Genomic DNA, 21,889 nt, shown 5'->3' on the forward strand with positions numbered 1-21,889 from the left:
AAATCATCATGTCCAGCATCCTTTTCCAGAATGCCGCTTTGCTCGATCCGCTGCAGCCGGAACTGCTGACCGGCCATGACGTGCTGGTCGAGGGCAGCATGATCAAGGAGGTCTCGGATCGGCCGATCAAGGCGACCGCGGATCGCACCATCGATCTGAAAGGCCAGACGCTGATGCCCGGCCTGATCGACCTTCACGTGCACACCATCGCGATCGAGCTCAACCTGGCCCAGCAGGTGCACATTCCCAACGTGCTGGTGACGCTGCGTTCGACCTTGCTGCTGCGCGGCATGCTGCGCCGCGGCTTCACGACTGTTCGCGATGCTGGCGGCGCCGGCAATGCGATGAAGCAGGCGATCGAGACCGGCCTGACCGACGGTCCGCGGCTGTTCGTGTCCGGCCGCGCGCTCAGCCAGACCGGCGGCCACGGCGACATGCGGGTGCGCTCGGATTACCTCGCCAGCGATACGGCCTGTCCTTGCTGCGTGCGCGTCGGTGCGCTAGCGCGCGTAGCCGACGGTGTCGATGGCGTGCGCAAGGCGGTGCGCGAAGAGCTGCAGATGGGCGCCGACCAGATCAAGATCATGGCCTCGGGCGGCGTCGCCTCGCCGACCGATCCGGTCGGGGCCTTCGGCTACTCCGAGGACGAGATCCGCGCCATCGTCGAGGAAGCGCAGGGCCGCCAGACCTATGTGCTCGCCCACGCCTATACCGCCGCGGCGATTGCGCGCGCGGTCCGCTGCGGCGTCCGCACCATCGAGCACGGCAATCTCGTCGATGAGCCGACCGCGCGACTGATGGCCGAGAAGGGCGCCTATGTGGTGCCGACGCTCGTCACCTACGAAGCGTTGGCCAACGAGGGCGCGCAATACGGCCTGCCGCCCGAAAGCGTCGCCAAGATCGCTGACGTTCGCGATGCCGGCCTGCGCTCGCTCGAGATCTATCGCAAGGCCGGGGTGAAGATGGGCTATGGCAGCGATCTGCTCGGGCCGTCGCAACGCCTCCAGAGCGACGAATTCCGCATCCGGGCCGAGATTCTCGGCGCGCGCGACGTCATTGCCAGCGCCACCGTCATCGGTGCCGAGGTGCTCGGCATGGAGGGCAAGCTCGGCCGCATCGTGCCCGAGGCGTTTGCGGATCTGCTGGTCGTTGGCGGCAACCCGCTGCGCGACGTCACGTGCCTGCTCGGCCAGGGCGAGCACATCCCGCTGGTGATGAAGGCGGGGAAGGTCCAGTTCGACAGGCTGGCGGCATAGCGCCGCCGCTGCAAACATAACGAAGATGTCATGATTGGGGGGCGCCGCGGCGCTTTGACGCACGGCGGTTTCCGTTTATCAGTAGGGGACACGGCTGGAATGCCCAATGTCCTCGCAGACGAACAACAACAAGCTGGCGATTAGATTTCGCTGCCCTCGGGAGCTGGAAGGGCTGCTGCCGCATCCCATGCCGGCCAATGTTGGCGTTCCCGACTGGCTCAAGTTGATGCCGACGACGGCGTTCAGCGCTCTCAACCAGCAGGACGACGACACCGTGAAGCGCTGCCCGCCTTTCATCGACGCGATGACCTGCGGCTTCCTGATCCCCCTGATCTGCGATCTCAAGGTCGAGGACGGCGAGATCGTCTGGGACAATGACATCCCGCCCGGCGGAGAGATCGATTTTCCGCGCTCACCGATCAGCTTCCACGATGAGGGCCAGCTCACCGGCTCCCCGCTGTTCGAAGGCGATCGCTTTGTCATCAAGTTTCACAATCTCTGGACCATCGAGGCGCCGGAAGGCTATGCGCTGTTCTTCACGCATCCGGTTAACCGCTTCGATCTGCCGTTCACGACGCTGAGCGGCCTCGTCGATTGCGATCGCTATCACGACAGCTGGATCCACTTTCCCGCGCACTGGCACAACACCGGCTTTCGCGGCGTGCTGCCCAAGGGCACGCCGATCGCGCAATGTATCCCGGTCAAGCGCGAGAACTGGACCGGGCAGACTTCCGCCTTCACTGAGGACGAGGCGCAGAAGGTTCATGCCTTGCGCTCCGCGCTCAAGCGCGAGCCGGGCCTGTATCGGCGGAAGTTCAGGGCGTAGCGACGCGCTCGGGTTCGCGTTCCAGGAATTTCGCCGCCGCGCTCGGACGGAAGAAGAAGCGGCCACGCGAGGAGGTCGCCATCGCCAGCGCGACGCGTCCGAGCATATGCGGCCGTCCCCGCAACACCGCGCGCAGCGCGGCCTCGCCGCTGCCGCGCTCACCAAGCTCCATCAGGCAGACCGCGAGATTGGCGCGGGACAGCAGGTCGTCGGGGCGAAGCCCGAGCGCGTGGCGGTAGGTGTCGGCAGCCTCCGCGTAGGCTCCATCGAGAAGCGCGGCCCGGGCGAGCTCGGTCAGGATATCGGTGCGTCCGGGCGCGGCAGAGCGCGCAGCCGTCAGGACACGGCGCGCTTCGCCGCGCTTGTTGTTGCGTAAATGCATGCGGCCGAGGTCGAGTTGCAGATCGACGCTGGCAGGCGCGAGCGCAAGGGCTTGCTCCATGATCCCGACCGCGGCGCCGATATCGCCGCAATTCGCGATCTGGCCGGCCAACTCCTGAAACGCCGGCAGATAGGGCGGGCGGCGGGCGGCGGTCTTGCGCAATTGCGCGATTCCGTCAGGTGTCCGGCCCACGCCGCATAATGCGTGGCCGAGCAGTGTCTCGATTTCCGGATCGTCATTGCGCTTGGCCGCCCGCTCGAGCGGCGTGATCGCCTCGTCCGTTCGGCCGAGGCCAATCAGCGCATGCGCCAGGATCATCACCGCATTGCGGTCGCTGCGATTGGATTTGAGGGCTTCGCCGGCGAGCTGCCTTGCGACGTCGAATTGCTTGGCGCGCAGCGCCATGAAGGCTTGTTGCAGCAGTTGGGCGAAGGCGTTGTTCTGCCTGCCGTTCACGAATTGGCCTCTTGGTTGCGATCCGGGCTTTGTTCGCCTCTATCGCGCGCAATGCGAAGCGTCCATCAACGAGTTCGTGAGGCATTGGGGCGTCGCCGGACATGCGGCTTGATCTCGCCGCCCGGCGGTATTATGAGCAGGCTCTCAATGAGGATATCCGCAGCCATGGATTTTACCCCGACCGCAATGCTCATCCGCTTTGCTCACGGGGGATTCCATGCCTGCTTCAATCATCCTGTCGCGCCTGTCGCTGTCCACGCCTGACGGTCGCTCGCTTCTCTCCAACCTTGATCTGACCTTCGGCACAGAGCGTGCCGGCCTCGTCGGCCGCAATGGCGTCGGCAAGACGACGTTGCTCGCCGCGATCACGGGCGAGCAGGTTCCGCAGTCGGGACGCGTTGTTGTCAACGGCACCGTCGGGCTTCTGCGCCAGGACGCCCAGCTTCGTGCTGGCCTGAGGGTCGTCGACCTCTTCGGCGCGGGCGCTGCGCTGGACCTGCTCCACCAGGCCGAGCGCGGCGATGCTTCGGCCGAGGAGCTCAGTGAGGTCGACTGGACCCTCGAGGCGCGGCTCGCAAAAGCGCTTGGCCGCGTCGGCTTTGATATCGCGACAGACACGGAATTGGACCGCTTGTCCGGCGGGCAGGTCACGCGTGTTCGTCTCGCCGCGCTGCTCTTCGGCGAGCCGGACTTCCTGCTGCTGGACGAACCGACCAACAATCTCGATCGTGACGGGCGCAAGGCCGTAATCGAGCTCCTGGCCGCCTGGCGAGGCGGCGCGATCGTCGTCAGCCACGATCGAGCCCTGCTTGAGACCATGGACGCGATCGTCGAGCTGACCTCGCTCGGCGCGACGCGCTATGGCGGCAATTGGAGCAGCTATCGCGCGCAGAAGGCGATCGAACTCGCCGCCGTCAGGCACGACCTCGCGCACGCCGAAAAGCATCTGTCCGAGATCGACGATAAGGCGCAGGAGGTGGCCGAGCGGAAAGCGCGCAAGGACAGCGGCGGCAAGAAGAAGCGCGCCAAAGGCGACATACCGCGGATTCTGGCAGGCACGCGTCGGGATCGAAGCGAGGACAGTGGCGGCAAGACTGCGCAGATCACCGAGAGGCGGCGCGTGGAGGCGCTCGATGCGGTCGACGCGGCGCGCCGGCGGATCGAGATTCTTCAGCCGCTGTCCGTGAAGCTGCCCTCGACGCAGTTGCCGGCAGGGCGGGAGGTCGTTTGGCTTGATCGCGTCAATGGCGGGTATCACCCGGAGCGGCCGGTCCTGCGCGATCTCTCACTCGCCATCGTCGGACCGGAGCGCGTCGCAATTGTCGGGCCCAATGGCTCCGGCAAGACGACGCTATTGAAGCTGATCGCGGGTGAACTGCGCCCCGTGTCGGGCGTCGTGAGGGTCAGGCCCGACTTCGCGCTGTTTGACCAAAAGGTCAGCCTGCTCGATCCCGCGGTCTCGATCCTCGACAACTTCAGGCGCCTCAATCCGAGAGCAGGCGTGAATGAATGCCACGCCGCCCTGGCGCGCTTCATGTTTCGCGCCGACGCCGCCCTGCAAGTAGTCGGCGGCCTGAGCGGCGGACAGCTGTTCCGGGCGGGACTCGCCTGCGTGCTGGGCGGATCGATCCCGCCATCGTTGCTGATCCTGGACGAGCCCACCAATCATCTGGATTTGGAGTCCATCGAAGCGGTCGAAGCGGGGCTGCGGGCTTATGACGGCGCGCTGCTCGTCGTCAGTCATGACGAGACTTTCTTGGAGGCCATTGGAATCACGCGCCGGCTGGATCTCGGCGGTCAGGCCGATTGTTCGACCCCGTAGAACAATGATGCCGGCCGGCGGCTGATTATCTCTCTCGGGAAAAGGGGCAAATCCGTCCGTGCCAGCCGCAGATAGCGGTCGGGACTCACGGAGAAGCAGATGTTCAACGCAAGCAAGAAAGTCGCCATTGTCACCGGGGGCTCACGCGGCATTGGCGCGGCGATCGCCGGACGGCTCGCCGCCGACGGCTTTGCCGTCGTCATCAACTATGCCGGCAGCGCGGCTGAGGCAGAAGCGCTTGCCGGAAAGATCGCGCAGGCCGGCGGCCGGGCCATCACGGCGCAGGCCGATGTCAGCGATGTGGCCGCGGTGTCTCGGATGTTCGACGCAGCGGAGAGTGCGCTCGGAGGTATCGACGTGCTCGTCAACAATGCCGGTGTCATGCGGCTCGCCGCGATTGCGGACGCCGACGATGCTGCCTTCGACAGCCAGATCGCGATCAATCTGAAAGGCACCTTCAACACGCTGCGCGAGGCGGCGCGTCGGTTGCGCAACGGCGGGCGCATCGTCAATCTGTCGTCGAGCCAGGCCGGCATCCTGTCTCCGACCTACGGCATCTATGCCGCCACCAAGGCAGCCGTCGAGGCGCTGACGCATGTGCTTGCCAAGGAACTGCGCGGCCGCAACATCACCGTGAACGCGATCGCGCCCGGGCCAACTGCAACGAAGCTCTTTCTTGACGGCAAGTCGCAGGAGCTGGTCGATCACCTCGCCAGGCTCGCGCCGCTGGAACGGCTTGGCCAGCCCGAGGACGTCGCCGCCGCGGTTGCGTTTCTTGCGGGCCCCGACGGTGGCTGGATCAATGGTCAGGTGCTGCGCGCCAATGGCGGGATCATTTGATCCCGCTCCGCAGGCCATGGTGACAATTCTACAAATACCCGACGCTCTGCCCCCAGCGCGTCGGGTGGAATGAATGAGTATCAATCGGTGATCCCAACGCTGGTGTTGTGACGCGTGCCGCGCCAATTGGCCACTCCGGGAAACTACCGCGTTGGAACCGGGCTGCGCCTGTTTGCGCGCCCGCCTTCAGGCGCTGCCGCCGGGTTCCAGCGCTTCGCCGATCTCCAGCGGATGCGCCATGGTCGCGTGCAGCGCCTCGCGGTCGAGCTCGCCTTCCGAGATGCTGATGACGATGCAGGCGACACCGTTGCCAACGAGATTCGTCAGCGCACGGCATTCGCTCATGAACTTGTCGATGCCGACCAGGATCGCGATCGACTGGATCGGAATATCAGGCACGATCGAGAGCGTCGCGGCCAGCGTGATGAAGCCGGCGCCGGTGACGCCGGAGGCGCCCTTCGAGGTGATCATGGCGATGCCCAAAATGCCGAGCTCCTGCCAGATGGTGAGGTGCGTGTTGGTCGCCTGCGCCAGGAACAGCGTCGCCAGCGTCATGTAGATGTTGGTGCCGTCGAGGTTGAAGCTGTAGCCGGTGGGGACCACGAGGCCGACCACCGAACGCGAGGCGCCGAGATGCTCCATCTTCTGAATCATCTGCGGCAGCACCGTCTCTGACGAGGAGGTGCCGAGCACGATCAGGAGCTCGTCCTTGATGTAGGCGATGAAGCGCAGAATCGAGAAGCCGGCCAGCCGCGCGATCGCACCCAGCACGATCAGCACGAACAGGATGCTGGTGAGATAGAACGTGCCGATCAGGGCGGCGAGGTTGAGCAGCGAGCCGAGTCCGTAGGCGCCGACGGTGAAGGCCATCGCACCGAATGCCCCGATCGGCGCCACGCGAACGATGATGCGGATGATGCCGAAGAACATCTTCGCGGCCTTGTCGACCGCCTCCGCGATCGGTTCCCCGGCCTTGCCGAGGAAGGCGATGGCGAAGCCGGAGAGCATCGAGACCAGGAGCACCTGGAGCAGGTCGCCGCGTGCAATCGCACCAAAATAGCTGTCGGGGATGATCCCCATCAGATGGGCGACGATGCCGTCCTCCTTGGCCTTCGTGACATAGGTCGCCACCGACTTCGGATCGATCGTGGCAGGGTCGATGTTGAACCCGTTCCCGGGCTGCAGAATCTCGCCAACTAGAAGGCCGACCGCCAGCGCAACGGTCGAGACCGTCTCGAAGTAGATCAGCGACTTCAACCCGACCCGGCCGACGCGCTTGAGGTCGCCCATCGAGGAGATGCCGTGCACCACGGTGCAGAAGATCACCGGCGCGATCATCATCTTGATCAGCGCGATGAAGCCGTCTCCGAGCGGCTTCAGCGCCTTGCCGAGATCCGGATAGAAATAGCCGATCAGCACGCCGAGCGCGATCGCGATCAGTACCTGGACGTAGAGGATCTTGTACCAGCGCTGGTGCCGCCGGGCTGGTTGGATCGCGATCTGTGTCATAAAGTGAGTCTCGAAATGCGTTTGAGCTTGCGTGATTTACATCATGTGATGACGGCCGCATAAGCAACAATCACGTTTGTCTGTTCGCGCGAACATCAATCGCTGCACTGCAATGGGGGGAACATGTCGAACGGGACGGGCGCCGGCGAGCAGGCGAATAGCTATTTTCCGCGTTGGAAGCTCAAGACCTCGGGCGTGATCATGCCGGAGGAACGATTGCCATGGGGCCAGACCATCGTCTCCGGTCTTCAGCATTGCGTCGCCATGTCGGGCTCGACGATCATCGCGCCGCTGCTGATGGGGTTTGATCCCAATGTCGCCGTCCTGTTCTCCGGCATCGGCACGCTGATCTTCTTCGTCATCGTCGCAGGGCGCGTGCCGAGCTATCTCGGCTCGAGCTTCGCCTTCATCGCCGTCGTCCTCGCTGCCACCGGCTATGCAGGGCATGGGCCGAACCCGAACATCTCGGTTGCGCTCGGCGGCATCGTCGGGGCCGGCGTGCTCTATGGCGTGATCGCGTTGATCGTGATGTGGTCGGGCGTCGGCTGGGTCGAGCGGCTGCTGCCGCCTGTAGTCACCGGCGCCGTGGTCGCCGCGATCGGGCTCAACCTCGCGCCCGTGGCGGTCAAGGCCGTGAGCGCGAACGGATTCGACACCTGGATCGGGCTTGCGACCGTCCTCATCATCGGCGTTGTCGCCGTCGCCGCGCCCGGCCTGTGGCGCCGGCTGCCGATCATTCTCGGCGCGATCGGTGGATATCTGTTGTATCTGCTGTTTGCGAACGGCCTCGGCTTCGGCAAGCCGATCGATTTCGCGCAGCTTTCGGCCGCGCCTTGGTTCGGCTTGCCGAATTTCATGACGCCGACCTTTCGTGCCGACGCGATCTTTCTGATCGCGCCGGTCGCGGTCATCCTCGTCGCCGAGAACCTCGGTCACATCAAGGCCGTCGGCGCCATGACCGGCCGAAGCCTCGATGCCTATCTCGGCCGCGCCTTGTTCGCCGACAGCCTCGCGACGATCGTGGCTGCCTGCGGCGGCGGCACCGGCGTCACCACCTATGCCGAGAACATCGGTGTCATGGCGGCGACCAAGGTCTATTCGACCTTGCTGTTCGCCTTCGCTGCCACGGTCTCGATCCTGCTCGGATTCTCGCCGAAATTCGGCGCGCTGATCCTGTCGATCCCGGGTCCGGTCATCGGCGGCCTTTCGATCGTGCTGTTCGGCTTGATCGCGGCGATGGCCGGCCGGATCTGGGTCGAGAACAAGGTCGACTTCGCCGATCCCGCCAACCTGATCACCGTCGCGGTGGCGCTGACTGCTGGGGCGGGCGATCTCACGCTCAAATTCGGCGCGTTCACGATCGGCGGGATTGGCACTGCGACCTTCGGCGCCATCATTCTCTATCAGATCCTGACCTCACCGATCGCACGACGCGCGGAATGAATCCCGGCGATGCACCAGCGGGATGGAACAAAACATCGGTTCCATCCATGATGAAGCATCCCCGGAGAAACCCTATGCCACAGACCGATCTCTCGACCACCTTTCCTTCGCGCCTCGTCGGCCGCCATGCGCTGGTGACCGGTGCCTCCCAAGGCATCGGCCGCGCCGTTGCCGTCAGGCTCGCTCAGGAAGGCGCGACCGTCGCCATCAATTATGTCGATCATCCCGGCAAGGCGGAGGAGACGCTGGCACTCGCGAGGACGGGATCGAGCGATCGCGGTCACGGCAAGCTCGATCATGTCATCGTCAAGGCCGATGTCAGCGACGAGCAGGAAGTCGCTGCGATGTTCGAGACCATCCTGGCGCGCTGGAAGCGCCTCGATTGTCTGGTCAACAATGCCGGCTTCCAGCGAGAATCGGCGAGCGAGGCGCTCGACATCGAAACCTATCGCCGCATCATCGACGTCAACCTCAACGGCGCCGTGCTGTGTGCGCAGAAGGCGCTCGCGCATTTCGTCACCCGCGGCGGAGGCGGCAGTATCATCAACTGCTCCAGCGTCCACCAGATCATCCCGAAGCCGGGCTATCTCGCTTACTCCATCAGCAAGGGCGGCATGGCCAATCTGACCCGCACGCTGGCGCTGGAATTTGCCGGCCGCGGCATTCGCGTCAATGCTGTCGGTCCCGGCGCAATCGATACGCCGATCAACGCGGCCTGGACCGGCGATGCCGGGAAGCGGGACACCGTCACCAGCCATATTCCGCTCGGGCGCGTCGGCGCGCCGGAAGAGATCGCAGCCGTGTTCGCCTTCCTCGCCTCCGATGATGCCAGCTACATTACCGGGCAGACCATCTACGCCTGTGGAGGATTGACGCTCTTTCCGGAGTTTCGCGAGAACTGGGCGAGCTAAGGGCCGGCGCCGATCAACCGGCCGTCGGCCGTTCGAAGCCGGCGATCAGTTTCACCAGCTCGCTCTGGCGTGCAGTCCGGGTCTTGCGGAAGAGGTTGTGCAGGTGGGTTTTCACTGTCGCCTGAGACAGGCCCAGCAGATCGGCCAGAGCCTGCACCCCGCTGACCTTCATGATGCCGTCGAGCACGCGGATCTCGCCGGCGGTGAGGCCGTATTGCTTTGCCAACGCTTCCAGCGGCGGCGGGCTGACGGGCGATGTCCTGCGAACGAACACCGCCGCAATCGCCGAATGCACCGCGCCGGCCCGTTGGCGGTCGCCCGCCGTCAGCGAGAGGACATGGGCGAACCAGCGGCGGGCGGGTGCATCAGACAGCGGAATTGCAGCGCCATGCCCTCGCGCCGTCAGGTCGCCGTTCTCGGCCGCCGTCACGAGATCGCGAAGCATACGCTGCGCATCGGGCGCGACGGCCGCCAGCGCGCCTCGCCGCTCTTGCAACAGCGTGCCTTCGTCGAGCATGCTGCGCGCCAGTTCATTCACGAAGACGATCCGGCCGTTCGGCCCCAGCAGGAAGATGGCGGCCTCGACGTTGTCGAGCGTTTCGGTGAGGACCGCCTGCGCCGTCTTGCGCTGATCGAACAGCCGGCCGATTGCAACCGCGCGCTGAAAATGCGGCACGATCAGCGCCGCCCGCTGTCTCGCCCCCTCGTCGACAATTCCGTGCGTGTGGTCGCGCCGGATGTTGAGCACCGACGAGCTCGTTGTGCCCTTTTCCAGGTTGACACAGACCACGTCGGCAATTCCTTGCGGTTCCACCCATTCCCGGTGAAAGCGTGTCTCGACCAGCTCCGCTTCGGGAACGATGTCGGTCGGCGTGTAGATCAATCCGGATTCGATGAAGGTCGCCGCCGGAAATACCGGATTCATCGGCATGTATTTCTCGAAATAGAGCTGCGTGTAATGTGGGTCGTCGTTGAACAAATGCAGCGCCGCAGAGCTTTCGCTGGCGACGTCGTGCCAATACAGCACGGCCGAAGAACCGCCGACGAAATCGCAGGAGCGTTCCAGCGCCCGCAGCCACAAGGTCGGATCGAGTGCGGCGTCGTAGATGTCGCCGATCAGCCCAGAGAGCATTGACCCCTCGGACGTCACGGCGAACCCAACCTGTATCGAACGTGCATTCCCGATCGTCTCGGCATTTGCGCCTGGCTGCAGCAACGAAACTGCAGCCGCTGATAGTTGCGCCAAATATTGCAGAATGTTTTCGAAGTTCAAGACGGCGAGATCGTGAGGACCGGATTGTCGATGGGCCGCTCCTGCCGCTTCTGTGGGCATTGTGACAGATTGAATGTTGTTTGGTGGGCGTCCCCGCTATTCTTTCACTGCGTTCCGATGCCGTTCAGCAACAGTCTGCAAAAAGTAACATTCCACCGCCACACCCCGCCGAACTTCAACCGAACGGTTGATGTCCGCCTTGTCGCCTTGATCCACATTCGGGGTCTCCCGTATCCGGGCCGATCGGCCAGGATCGGCCGTCATTCCGGAGCTCGCGGGGTCTAAGATGCTTCCTGCAGTCAAATCGGTCGCAGTCTCCGCGGCACTTGCAATGTTCGGCATGGCGCTTGATCCAGCGCCGGTCATCGCCCAGACGGTGTGCGGCCAGGCCGGGACGGGCACGGCTCTTGGTTCGGCGACAGGTTCTTTCGCGCTCGCTTGTGGTGGTCTCAGCTCGGCGGCTGGCAACGGTGGCACGGCGATCGGCTTTCAAAGCGAGGCGGACGGTCGAGTGGCCAAGGCGCTCGGTTCATTGAGCCAAGCAACAGGGAATTACACCACGGCGACAGGTTCCGAATCCAAGGCCATTGGCGACTCCAGCACGGCGACCGGAGTCCTCAGCAACGCAGCGGGTGTCGGCAGCACCGCAATGGGCGGCGGCAGTATCGCAAACAGCATCAGCGGTGCCCTCGAGGGCGCCAATCCCTTCGCGCTTGGCGCGACAGCGCTGCTCTATGACGGCAAGAGCTAGGCGGTCGTCGCCAATGCCGGCGGCGGCGTCGGGCTCGAACGCAGCGTTGCAGGCGGCCGCGGCGCCGTTTCGATCCAGTGGTAGGAAGAACGTGCTTACCATCGGACTGCGCTGGCTGGGTGCAGGACTGGCTCTCCTCGTCGTCGCGCTCCTGATTTTTGGCGCGGTGACGACATCTGCGCAGCAGACCCACCGCAGTCGCATCAGGCGCCCCAGCAGCAGGCAGCCAAGCCGGCCAATAGCGATCGTAACGGCGTGCTGATGCTGGTCCGCTCGACCCTGCTCGCACTCGACCATGCCAACAAGACCGGGAACTACACTGTGCTGCGCGACCTCGGCGCACCCGGATTCCAAGTCAACACCGCGGCGAAGCTCGGGGAGATCTTCGCCGAGCAGCGCGGCGAGAAGCTGGATCTCTCCGGCGTGGCGGTCATCGATCCGCAATTGTCGCTGCTGCCGCAGATCGAGCCGAATGGGCTGCTGCACATGGCAGGATTTTTTCCGTCGGTGCCCTCCCAGGTGAATTTCGAACTGCTGTTTGCGCCGGTCGAAGGGCAGTGGCGCGTGTTCGGTGTGTCGCTGTCGGTCGGCCAGTCCGCGCCGGTGGCTCCGTCTGCTCCGGAGCCTCCGCCCGCCAAGGCCGTGGTCTCGCAGAAGCAGGTCGCGGCGCCGAAGCCGGCCGTGCCTGCGAAATAGCCGATGCGTCTTCATTGCGACGATCGTCGAGCTACGGCCTTCGCACATTGGAGATCGCGTGCTGCTTCGTCCTGCGGCCTGCTTCTCAAAATTCGCGTGCACGATGTTTTGCAGACGTCATCAACCTTGTGGTAGAATGTTACTGGATTCACCCATGCCTGCATACCATTCAAGATGATGAAGAGTTGATTGTGACGTCTGAAGCCGCCTTGCTTTCGCAGCTGATTGCTCTCGTTTACGACGCCGCGCTCGATCCCACCCTTTGGCCACGTGCCCTGGAGCAAGCCTGCCTGTTCGTCGGCGGCTCCTCCGGCGCCTTGTTCTGGCACGATGCGGCGACCGAGCAGACCGCGGTTCTGCATCTCTTCAATGAAGGACCCGAATACACAAAACTCTATCTTGAAAAGTACCTTGCCTTGAATCCGTGCTTTCCGGCGGCAACGTTCTGCGAGGCCGGTCTCGTCTATGCATCCAGCGATTTCGTCCCATTCGAGGAAATGGCGCAGACGCGCTTTTATGAAGAGTGGATGAAACCGCAGGGCATGGTCGATGCGCTCGGATCGAATCTGGAAAAGGGAGCGACCAATTCATCGATCGTCAGTGTCCGGATGCATGGGAATGACGGGCTTGTCGATGCCGATGATCGCCGCCGCTTTGCGCTGCTCGTGCCGCATTTCCAACGCGCGGTGTCGATCGGGCGGCTGTTCGATCAGAGCAAGACCGCGCAGGCGGTCCTGACCCAGACGCTCGACCACGTCTCGGCTGCCGTGTTCCTGGTCGGGTCCAATGGGCGGCTCGTCTTCGCCAACGCGCCGGGGCGGACGGTGCTGGACGAGGCCGCACTGTTCACCGAAAGAAACGGGCTGCTGTTCGCCGTTGCGCCCGATGCGCAGCGCGCGTTGCGCGAGGCATGCCTCGCGGCCGAGACCGGCAACGCCGCAGCGGACGGTAGCGGACCCATTCCGCTCGCGACCTCGCAAGCCGGCTGGTTCGCCAATGTGCTGCCGCTGACCTCGGGCGACCGGCAGCGTACCGGAGCGCTGCATTCCGCGGTGGCTGCCGTCTTTGTCCGCAGGACCTCGCCGGCAAGCCCGCCGCCGCTGGAGGCGCTGGCAAAGCTCTACAAACTCACCGCCAGCGAAATCCGCCTGGTCGATGCGGTCATGAAGGTCAGTGGGGTGAAAGCCCTGGCCGATCTGCTCGGCTTGACCCAGGCCACTGTGAAGACGCACCTTCACAACGTCTTTCGCAAGACCGGCACCGCGCGGCAGAGCGAGCTGGTCAAGCTGATCGCCGGCTTCGCGCCGCCGACGCAGGAGTGATCTGGAAAAACGCGCCGGCGCGGACTACATCTGCCTCATGGCAAACCATTTGCTCCAGGATTTCGTCGAACGGCACGAAAAGCTCTTCGTGCTGACCGGCGCCGGTGTCAGCACGAATTCAGGCATTCCCGACTATCGCGACAGGGACGGCAACTGGAAGCGGACCCAGCCGGTCAATTTCCAGGCCTTCATGTCGGAGGAGCCGACGCGCCAACGCTATTGGGCGCGCAGTCTGATCGGCTGGCGGCGGTTCGGACAGGCCCGGCCGAACGATGCGCATCACGCGCTCGCCCGGCTCGAGGCCGACGGGCGCTGCGGGATGCTGCTGACGCAGAATGTCGACCGTTTGCATCAATCTGCGGGCCACCGTCAGGTGATCGATCTGCACGGGCGGCTCGACCTGGTCCGCTGCATGGGCTGCGGCGCGAAGGCGCCCCGGAGCGAATTCCAGGATGTGCTTGGCCGTGCTAATCCCGAATGGCTGACGCTCGAAGCTGCGGATGCGCCCGACGGCGATGCCGATCTGGAGGACGCGGAATTCTCCTCGTTCAAGGTGCCTGCCTGCGAAGCCTGCGGCGGCATCCTCAAACCCGACGTTGTGTTTTTCGGCGAGAACGTCCCTCGCGACGTGGTTGCTGTTGCGCAAGACCATCTATCGCAGGCCGACGCTATGCTGATCGTTGGCTCGTCGCTGATGGTCTATTCCGGCTTTCGCTTTGTGCAGGCTGCGGCGCAGCGCAACATTCCGATCGCCGCGGTCAATCTCGGACGCACCCGCGCCGATGATCTTCTGACGCTGAAGGTCGAGGCGCGCTGCGAAGCAGCGCTTGCATTCCTGCTCTGATCTCACGCCAGGCGAACATGCCTTGCGTATTGCATAGGTGCCGCGCAGAATAGCTTGGCACAGCATTTCAGCATGCTCGATGGCATGGAAATTGCTGCGTTTTCGCCTTGAGTCTTGACGATCAGCACGGAGATTTCTGGAATGCTTGAGGGAGCCGAGGTGCGGCTTGCCGTCGATATCGGTGGCACGTTCACCGACATCGTGCTGGACGTGGGTACGGTGCGCAAAACCCGCAAGGTGCTGACGACGCCCCAGCGCCCGGAGCAGGCGGTGCTGGATGGGATGCGTCTCATTCTCACCGATGCACGCGCGCATGTCAGCGATATCGACGTCTTCATTCACGGCACCACGCTCGCGACCAACGCCATCATCGAGCGCCGCGGCGCCAAGACTGCGCTGATCGCGACCGACGGTTTTCGCGATGTCCTCGATATCGGCACCGAGAGCCGTTACGACCAGTATGATCTCACGATCGACAAGCCGAAGCCGCTGGCGCCGCGGAGCCTGCGCTTCACCGTGCCCGAACGCGTCGATGCGCATGGCGCCGTTCGCCTCCCGCTCGACGAAACGGCGGTGCGCGCACTCGCGCCGAAATTGCGCGCGCTGAATGTCGAGAGCGTTGCGATCGCTTTCCTGCACTCCTACGCCAACCCGGAACACGAGCGCCGCGCGGCGGCGATCATAGCTGAGGAAATGCCCGGGATCTCCGTGACCATGTCGTCAGCCGTGTGCCCGGAGATCCGCGAGTACGAGCGCACGTCCACGGCCGTCGCCAATGCTTATGTCCAGCCGCTGATCGATGGCTATCTCGCGCGCATGGCGGATGCCTTGCAGGTCGAACAGTTCCGTGGTGCGATCTATCTCGTCACATCAGGCGGCGGCGTCACCTCGATCGAGACGGCGCGACGCTTTCCGGTGCGGCTCGTCGAATCCGGTCCTGCCGGCGGGGCGATCTTCTCGGCGCAGATCGCCGCGCGCCTCGGCGAGAGCAAGGTGCTCTCCTTCGACATGGGCGGCACCACCGCAAAGATCTGTTTGATCGAAAAGTTCCAGCCCGAGACCTCGCGCGTATTCGAGGTCGATCGCGCGGCGCGCTTCCTGAAAGGCTCGGGCCTGCCCGTACGTATTCCCGTGATCGAGATGGTCGAGATCGGCGCCGGTGGCGGCTCGATCGCGCATGTCGACGCGATGAAGCGGGTCACCGTCGGCCCCGAGAGCGCCTCGTCGGAGCCCGGGCCTGCCTGCTACGGTCGCGGCGGCCAGCGTCCGGCGGTGACGGATGCGGACGTTGCGCTGGGCATGATCGATCCCGGCGCCTTTGCGGGTGGCACGATCAAGCTCGATCCGGAGCTCTCGAAGCAGGCGCTGCTGCGGAGCGTCGGCGAGCCCCTGGGCCTGTCGGCCGAGACGGCAGCCTACGCTGTGCACGAGGTCGTCTGCGAGAACATGGCGAGCGCGGCGCGCGTGCATGCGGTCGAGCGCGGCGAGATTGTCGGCCAACACACGCTGATTGCCTTCGGCGGCGCGGCGCCGTTACATGCGGCGCGTGTCGCCGAGAAGATCGGCGTCTCCCGCGTGATCGTGCCGTCGAATGCCGGCGTCGGCTCGGCGGTCGGATTCCTGGCGGCGCCCATCGCCTATGAGCTGGTGCGCAGTCGTCACGTCCGGCTGGACGATTTCGACACCGAAGCGGTTTCGGACCTCTTGCAGGAGATGGCGACCGAGGCCCGTGCGCTGGTCGAGCCGGGCGCTGCCGGTGCGCCGGTGCGCGAGCGCCGCGCCGCCTTCATGCGCTATGTCGGCCAGGGCCATGAGATCTCGGTCGAGTTGCCGAACCGGCCGCTGACCCCGGCTGATCTCGCAGGTCTCCGCCAGAAATTCGAAGCGGATTACTCCGCGATGTTCGAACGTCCGATCCCGGGCGCAGCGATCGAAGTGCTGAGCTGGTCGGTGCTCGCGACCACCGAGGCGCGCAATCCTCCGACGGTTGCTGCCGTCGCGCGCAAGCCCGCGGGCAAAGCGTCCGGCAGCCGCAAGTTCTTCGACGGACGGGCAGGGGAAGTGATCGAGATCCCGCTCTATCGGCGCGAGGACATGGCGCCCGGCGCGACCATTGCCGGCCCCGCCGTGATCGCGGAGGACGAGACCTCCACCTTCGTCTCGACCAGTTTTGACGCCCATATCGACGGTGCCGGCAGCATCGTCATGGAACGGAAGGCGGCCTGATCATGAGCAAGCCGAGCGGCGCGAGCCTGATCGATCTTCAGATCATGTGGCACCGGCTGATCGCCGTAGTCGAAGAGCAGGCGCAGGTGCTCTTGCGCACGGCGTTCAGCCCGATCGTGCGCGAATGCGGCGACCTCTCGGCCGGCGTGTTCGACCTCAAGGGCCGGATGCTGGCGCAGGCGGTGACCGGCACGCCCGGTCACGTCAACTCGATGGCGGAATCGGTCAAGCACTTCATTGCGCATTTCCCGATCGAGACGATGAAGCAAGGCGATGCCTACATCACCAATGATCCCTGGATGGGTACCGGCCATCTCAACGACTTCGTCGTGACCACGCCGTGCTTCAAGGACGGCAAGCCGGTGGCGTTGTTCTCCTGCACCAGCCATCTGATGGACATCGGCGGCATCGGCTTCGGCCCTGATGCCACCGACGTGTTCATGGAGGGCCTCTACATCCCCATGCTGAAGCTGATCGACCAGGGTGTCGTCAACGAGACGCTGATGGCGATGATCCGCACCAACACACGGCTCCCAATTGACACCGAGGGCGATACCTATTCGCTCGCCGGCTGCAACGACGTCGGCTGCGAACGTCTGGTCGAGATGATGACCGAATTCGGCATCGATACGCTGGACGAGCTCGGCGATTACATCTGCGACCGCTCGCGCGAGGCCGTGCTGGCCGAGATCGCAAAGCTGCCGAAGGGCAGCTGGCGTAACACCATGGTGGTCGACGGTTACGACGCGCCGGTGACGCTCGCGGCGACGCTGACGATCTCGGAGCATGGCATTCACGTCGATTTCGAGGGCACCTCCGCCGCTTCGAAATTCGGCATCAACGTGCCCTTGTCCTACACCACGGCCTATACCGTGTTCGGCCTCGGCTGCGTCGTCGCCTCGCAGATCCCGAACAATGCGGGCTCGCTCTCGCCGCTGACGGTGTCGGCGCCATCAGGCGCGATCCTCAATGCGTCCAAGCCCGCGCCGGTCGCCTCGCGCCACATCATCGGCCAGATGCTGCCCGACGTCGTGTTCGGCTGCCTGCGCCAGATCATTCCCGAGCGCGTCCCCGCGGAAGGCACCTCGTGCCTGTGGAATCTGAACGTGCGCGGCCAGACCCGCAGCGGCGTCGGAGGCAATTACGGATTCTCGATGGCGGTGACCTCCAATGGCGGCACCGGCGCGCGCTTTACGAAGGATGGGCTGTCGGCGACCGCCTATCCCAGCGGCGTGCGCGGCACCCCGGTCGAGATCGCGGAAACGCAGACCCCGCTGATCTTCTGGCGCAAGGAGCTGCGACCCGATTCCGGCGGGGCAGGACGTACCCGCGGCGGCCTCGGCCAGATCATCGAGGTCGGCAGCGGCGTCGATGCGCCGTTCGACATTCTCGCCGCCTTCGACCGCATCGATCATCCGCCGCGCGGGCGCGATGGAGGCAGGAATGGAGAGGCCGGCTATGTCGGCCTGAAATCCGGCAAGAAGCTGCGCGGCAAAGGCTTTCAGCAGGTGCCGCCCGATGACCGGCTGGTGGTGATGACGCCCGGCGGCGCCGGCATCGGCAACCCCACGGAGCGGGATCGCGCCGCCGTCAACGACGACGTCGCGAGCGGCCTCGTGTCTTCAGAGAATGCGGTTAAGGTTTATGGGTATGCGCGGTGACGCATAAGGCGTCGCACGCTGGGTAAGACGGAGGGGCTCAATGATCACGCGACGAGGCTTCACCACGGGCGCTGCGACGTTGCTCGCCGCCGGCCACTTCTCGACCCGCGCGCGGGCCGCGACCGTGAGCTGGGACATGTCGACGGTGTGGCCCGAAGGCAATTTTCACACCCAGAACGCGATGGCGTTCGCGGACGAAGTGAGGAAGCAAACCGGCGGCGCGGTCGCCATCACCGTGAAAGCCGGCGGCCAGCTCGGCTTCAAGGGACCGGAGCATCTGCGCGCAGTGCGTGATGGCCTCGTGCCGCTCGCCGATGTCCTCAACATCCAGCAGGTCGGCGACGAGCCCTTCATGGGCGTCGAGAGCATTCCCTTCCTCTGCGGCTCGATGGAGGAATTGAAGGTGCTGCACAAATATGTGCGGCCGGAATACGAGAAGGTTGCCGCGCGCAACAACCAGAAGATCCTCTACATCACGCCGTGGCCGACGCAGTATCTGCATCTCAAGGTCAAGGTTGCCGACGTCGACGGGTTGAAGAACATCAAGATTCGCGTGCCCGACAAGAACGCCGTCGACATGCTGAATGCGATCGGCATGGCGGCCGTGATGATTCCTTGGGGCGAGACGATCCCCGCGCTGGCGTCCGGCGCCGTCGCCGGCGTCTCCACCTCGGCGGTGTCAGGTGTCGACGGAAAGTTCTGGGAATTCCTGAAATACGTCTACCCGACCAATCACGTCTGGTCGTCGCAGATGCTAACCGTCAATCTCGATTCCTGGAAGGCGCTGAGCGCCGACCAGCAGAAGCTCGTCGCTGATATCGCGGCCAAGATGGAGCCGGGCTTCTGGGCCAACTCGCTCAAGGCCGACGTCGACAGCCTCAACCGCCTCAAGGAGGGCGGCATGGAGGTGGTGCCGGTCTCGGACGCGATGATGGCGGACATTCGCAGCAAGACCGCGCCGCAGCTCGACGCGTTTCTCAAGCACGTGCCTGCCGCCGACAAGCCGGTGCGGGCCTATCTCGCCGAAATGAAGCGCGGCTGAGGGAAGCCGTGGTGAGCGTCTCGCCCGAAGCTCCGCAGAGCCTCAACGCGGCGGCGCCGGCGCCGCTGCGCATCCTGCTCGATGCCATCGACCGGCTCGGCCGGCTCGACGGCTGGATCGGCGGCGGGTGCCTCCTGACCCTGACGCTGCTGATGCTGTGCGAGGTCGCAACCCGCTTCCTCTCGAATTTCCTGTCGTTCTTCCCGCCGACGATCTCGATCGCCTGGGAATATTCCTCCTATCTGATGGCGGCCTCGTTCACCTTCGGCGCCGCCATGACCTTGCGGGTCGGCGGTCACATCCGCGTCGTGCTGCTGCTGAAGAACGCACCAGCGCCGGTGCAACGCGCACTCGAGATTGTTTCGGCTGCCGCGGGCTTCGCCTTCATGGCGTTCCTGACCTCGGCGATGGCGAAATTCGCCTTCGGCGCCTATGTGCGCGGCCAGGTCTCGACCTCCAGCGATACGCCGCTGTGGTTTCCGCAAGGCGTCGTCACCTTCGGCATGCTGCTGCTCACGCTCCAGTTCCTGGCGCGTGCGATCCAGGCGGTGCTCGGCCTGCCGCTGGAGGATCACCGCATGAAGGCCTCTCCCGTCGAATGATCGCGCTAGCGCCGGATATCGGATCATGAGCATCGAAGTCGTCGCCCTGTTCTCGATCCTGTTTGCGCTGCTGGCGTGCGGCGTCTGGATCGGCCTGACATTGGCGCTCACTGCGACGCTGCTGCTCGCGATGTTCCGCTCGATCCCGCTCGACAAGCTGCTGCCGCAATATGCCTGGAACATCCTGACCACGCAGGAGCTGCTGGCGCTGCCGCTGTTCATCCTGATGGGCGAATTGCTGTTTCGCACTCGCCTGTCGCGCTCGCTGTTCCAGGGGCTGGCGCCATGGGCCGGTCTTCTGCCGGGCCGCCTGCTGCATGTGAACGTGATCGGCTGCACCATCTTCGCCGCGATCTCCGGCTCCTCGGCCGCGACCACGCAGGTGATCGGCCGGATGTCGCTCAACGAGCTCTTGCGCCGCGGCTATTCGCGCGACATCGCGATCGGCTCGCTCGCCGGCGCCGGCACGCTCGGTTTCCTGATCCCGCCGTCCAACATCATGATCATCTACGGCGTGCTCGGCGACGTCTCGATCCTGAAGCTGTTCACCGCCGGCGTGCTGCCCGGCCTGCTGCTGGCCGCCACTTTCATGGGCTGGGTGATGCTGCACACGAGCCTCAAGCCCAGCATGGTGCCGGAAACGGAAGCCAAGCTTTCGCAGGTGTCGTGGGGCGAGCGCTTCGTCGCGCTAAGGGATCTCGCGCCCGCGCTGTTTCTGATCGCCTGCGTGCTCGGCTCGATGTATGGCGGGCTGGCGACACCGTCGGAGGCCGCCGCCGTCGGTGTGCTCGGCGCCGGCCTTGTCGCCTGGGCGCAGGGCTCGATGTCACAACAGGTGATGCGCGACGTGCTGATCGGCTCGGTCGTGACCTGCTCGATGATCGCGCTGATCGTGCTTGGCGCCTCGATCCTCGGCAATGCCGCAGCCTTCCTCGGCATTCCGCAGGCGGTCGCCGCCTTCGTGAAGGGGCTTGGCCTTTCGCCCTTCATGCTGATCGTTGTGCTGGTCATTTTCTACCTGGTCCTCGGCTGCTTCCTCGACGGCTTTTCGATGATCGTGATGACGTTGCCGATCGTGCTGCCGATCGTGAAAGGCGCCGGCTTCGACGAGATCTGGTTCGGTATCTTCCTCGTGCTCGCCGTCGAGATGGCGCAGATCACCCCGCCTGTCGGCTTCAACCTGTTCGTGATCCAGGGTCTGACTGAAGACGGTCTCGGCTACATCGCGCGCGTGACGATGCCTTATCTGATGATCATGATCGGCTTCGTGCTGCTGCTGACGCTCTGGCCCGGCATCGTCACGATCCTGCCGCGGGTGCTGTACGGATAGATGTCGGCCGCCCCGGCTCTGAAACCGGGGCGACGTTCTTGAGCGGATCGCTTACGCCGCCGCCTTCTTCCGCGCCTGCTCGGCCTTGTACAGCTCGAACTCCTCCGCGATCGCCCTCGCGATCGACGGCCGCTGCCGCAGGCGCTCGTAATAGGCCTTCACGTTCGGCCATTTTGCGAGCTCGATCGGCGGCGTCGCCATGGTCCAGTTGATGACCGTGACGAGGTAGGCATCGGCGACGCTGAAATGGTCGAGCAGGAACTCGCGCCCCTTCAGGTAATTGTCGAGATAGTCGAGCCGCGACAGGTTCTTCTCCAGCACATAGGCCTTCGCTTCCTGCGGCGCCTTGCGGTCGAGCACGGGGATGAACAGGCCCTTGTGCAGTTCGGTGCCGATGAAGCAGAGCCATTGATGCAGCCGCGTGCGATCGATGCCCTGCGTGGCGCCGAGCCCGGATTGCGGAAAGCGGTCGGCGACGTATTGCAGGATCGCAGCGTTCTCGGTCAGCACCACGCCCTCGTCGGTACGCAGCGTCGGCACCAGCCCGATCGGGTTCACGGTTCGGAAGTCGGCGCCGTCCTTCAGCACTGTCTTGGTCGGCGGATCGACTTCGAGATAATTTGCCTCGGCGCCGGCTTCATAGAGCGCGATGCGCGTGGCCATGGAGCAGGCGAGCGGCGAGAAATAAAGATCCATC

General features: G+C 64.6%; 19 protein-coding genes. 15 read left to right on the forward strand and 4 right to left on the reverse strand.

Features of this window, described 5'->3' with window-relative positions:
• Positions 1 to 8: 8 nt before the first annotated feature.
• Positions 9 to 1,256, forward strand: coding sequence for a metal-dependent hydrolase family protein (locus X265_RS07185; protein WP_128964179.1), 1,248 nt, complete (start codon positions 9 to 11; stop codon positions 1,254 to 1,256).
• 106 nt (positions 1,257 to 1,362) lie between these two features.
• Positions 1,363 to 2,082: a hypothetical protein gene (locus X265_RS07190; RefSeq protein ID WP_128964180.1), complete on the forward strand. Its 720-nt coding sequence runs from the start codon at positions 1,363 to 1,365 to the stop codon at positions 2,080 to 2,082.
• Here X265_RS07190 and X265_RS07195 read toward each other — a convergent pair.
• Positions 2,072 to 2,920: a tetratricopeptide repeat protein gene (locus tag X265_RS07195; protein WP_244659253.1), complete on the reverse strand. Its 849-nt coding sequence runs from the start codon at positions 2,918 to 2,920 to the stop codon at positions 2,072 to 2,074. The two genes, X265_RS07190 and X265_RS07195, sit on opposite strands and share 11 nt — an antisense overlap.
• Before the next feature lie 217 nt (positions 2,921 to 3,137).
• Here X265_RS07195 and X265_RS07200 point away from each other — a divergent pair, with 217 nt between their 5' ends.
• Both X265_RS07200 and X265_RS07205 read left to right on the forward strand, forming a co-directional pair.
• The gene (locus X265_RS07200; RefSeq protein ID WP_128964181.1) at positions 3,138 to 4,742 is read left to right on the forward strand and encodes an ABC-F family ATP-binding cassette domain-containing protein; all 1,605 of its coding nucleotides are present in this window, start codon (positions 3,138 to 3,140) and stop codon (positions 4,740 to 4,742) included.
• Positions 4,743 to 4,841: 99 nt separating this feature from the next.
• Positions 4,842 to 5,582, forward strand: coding sequence for an SDR family oxidoreductase (locus tag X265_RS07205; RefSeq protein ID WP_128964182.1), 741 nt, complete (start codon positions 4,842 to 4,844; stop codon positions 5,580 to 5,582).
• 186 nt (positions 5,583 to 5,768) lie between these two features.
• Here X265_RS07205 and X265_RS07210 read toward each other — a convergent pair whose 3' ends face one another.
• A complete protein-coding gene (locus tag X265_RS07210) occupies positions 5,769 to 7,091 on the reverse strand; it encodes a dicarboxylate/amino acid:cation symporter (RefSeq protein ID WP_128964183.1) in 1,323 nt (440 codons plus the stop codon).
• Between the two features lie 123 nt (positions 7,092 to 7,214).
• On the opposite strand from X265_RS07210, the gene X265_RS07215 reads away from it, so the two are divergent.
• Together X265_RS07215 and X265_RS07220 are read left to right on the forward strand one after the other, a co-directional pair.
• Positions 7,215 to 8,534, forward strand: coding sequence for a solute carrier family 23 protein (locus X265_RS07215; RefSeq protein ID WP_128964184.1), 1,320 nt, complete (start codon positions 7,215 to 7,217; stop codon positions 8,532 to 8,534).
• Positions 8,535 to 8,608: 74 nt separating this feature from the next.
• Entirely contained in the window at positions 8,609 to 9,445 is an 837-nt protein-coding gene (locus X265_RS07220) for an SDR family oxidoreductase (protein WP_128964185.1), read from the forward strand.
• 13 nt (positions 9,446 to 9,458) lie between these two features.
• Here the strand turns inward: X265_RS07220 and X265_RS07225 are convergent, their stop codons facing one another.
• Positions 9,459 to 10,376 (reverse strand): helix-turn-helix transcriptional regulator, encoded by a 918-nt coding sequence (locus tag X265_RS07225; RefSeq protein ID WP_244659252.1) that lies wholly within the window; start codon positions 10,374 to 10,376, stop codon positions 9,459 to 9,461.
• Between the two features lie 673 nt (positions 10,377 to 11,049).
• On the opposite strand from X265_RS07225, the gene X265_RS07230 reads away from it, so the two are divergent.
• From X265_RS07230 to X265_RS07270, 9 genes are all read left to right on the forward strand, one after another.
• A complete protein-coding gene (locus tag X265_RS07230; RefSeq protein ID WP_128964187.1) occupies positions 11,050 to 11,469 on the forward strand; it encodes a hypothetical protein in 420 nt (139 codons plus the stop codon).
• A 261-nt stretch (positions 11,470 to 11,730) separates the two neighbouring features.
• Positions 11,731 to 12,165, forward strand: coding sequence for a hypothetical protein (locus X265_RS07235; RefSeq protein WP_373291554.1), 435 nt, complete (start codon positions 11,731 to 11,733; stop codon positions 12,163 to 12,165).
• Positions 12,166 to 12,356: 191 nt separating this feature from the next.
• Complete coding sequence (locus X265_RS07240; RefSeq protein ID WP_128964188.1) at positions 12,357 to 13,487, forward strand: helix-turn-helix transcriptional regulator; 1,131 nt, start codon at positions 12,357 to 12,359, stop codon at positions 13,485 to 13,487.
• Between the two features lie 37 nt (positions 13,488 to 13,524).
• Positions 13,525 to 14,331: an NAD-dependent protein deacetylase gene (locus tag X265_RS07245; protein ID WP_128964189.1), complete on the forward strand. Its 807-nt coding sequence runs from the start codon at positions 13,525 to 13,527 to the stop codon at positions 14,329 to 14,331.
• Positions 14,332 to 14,472: 141 nt separating this feature from the next.
• Positions 14,473 to 16,557 (forward strand): hydantoinase/oxoprolinase family protein, encoded by a 2,085-nt coding sequence (locus X265_RS07250; RefSeq protein WP_128964190.1) that lies wholly within the window; start codon positions 14,473 to 14,475, stop codon positions 16,555 to 16,557.
• Positions 16,558 to 16,559: 2 nt separating this feature from the next.
• Positions 16,560 to 18,218: a hydantoinase B/oxoprolinase family protein gene (locus X265_RS07255; protein WP_128964191.1), complete on the forward strand. Its 1,659-nt coding sequence runs from the start codon at positions 16,560 to 16,562 to the stop codon at positions 18,216 to 18,218.
• 40 nt (positions 18,219 to 18,258) lie between these two features.
• Positions 18,259 to 19,260 (forward strand): TRAP transporter substrate-binding protein, encoded by a 1,002-nt coding sequence (locus X265_RS07260; protein ID WP_128964192.1) that lies wholly within the window; start codon positions 18,259 to 18,261, stop codon positions 19,258 to 19,260.
• Positions 19,261 to 19,268: 8 nt separating this feature from the next.
• Positions 19,269 to 19,862, forward strand: coding sequence for a TRAP transporter small permease subunit (locus X265_RS07265; RefSeq protein ID WP_128964193.1), 594 nt, complete (start codon positions 19,269 to 19,271; stop codon positions 19,860 to 19,862).
• 25 nt (positions 19,863 to 19,887) lie between these two features.
• Positions 19,888 to 21,192, forward strand: a complete 1,305-nt coding sequence (locus X265_RS07270; RefSeq protein WP_128964194.1) for a TRAP transporter large permease — start codon at positions 19,888 to 19,890, stop codon at positions 21,190 to 21,192.
• Between the two features lie 51 nt (positions 21,193 to 21,243).
• On the opposite strand, the gene X265_RS07275 is transcribed toward X265_RS07270, so the two are convergent.
• Complete coding sequence (locus X265_RS07275; RefSeq protein WP_128964195.1) at positions 21,244 to 21,888, reverse strand: glutathione binding-like protein; 645 nt, start codon at positions 21,886 to 21,888, stop codon at positions 21,244 to 21,246.
• Between the last annotated feature and the right edge of the window lies 1 nt (position 21,889).

This window comes from Bradyrhizobium guangdongense (assembly GCF_004114975.1).
GTDB classification, from domain to species: domain Bacteria; phylum Pseudomonadota; class Alphaproteobacteria; order Rhizobiales; family Xanthobacteraceae; genus Bradyrhizobium; species Bradyrhizobium guangdongense.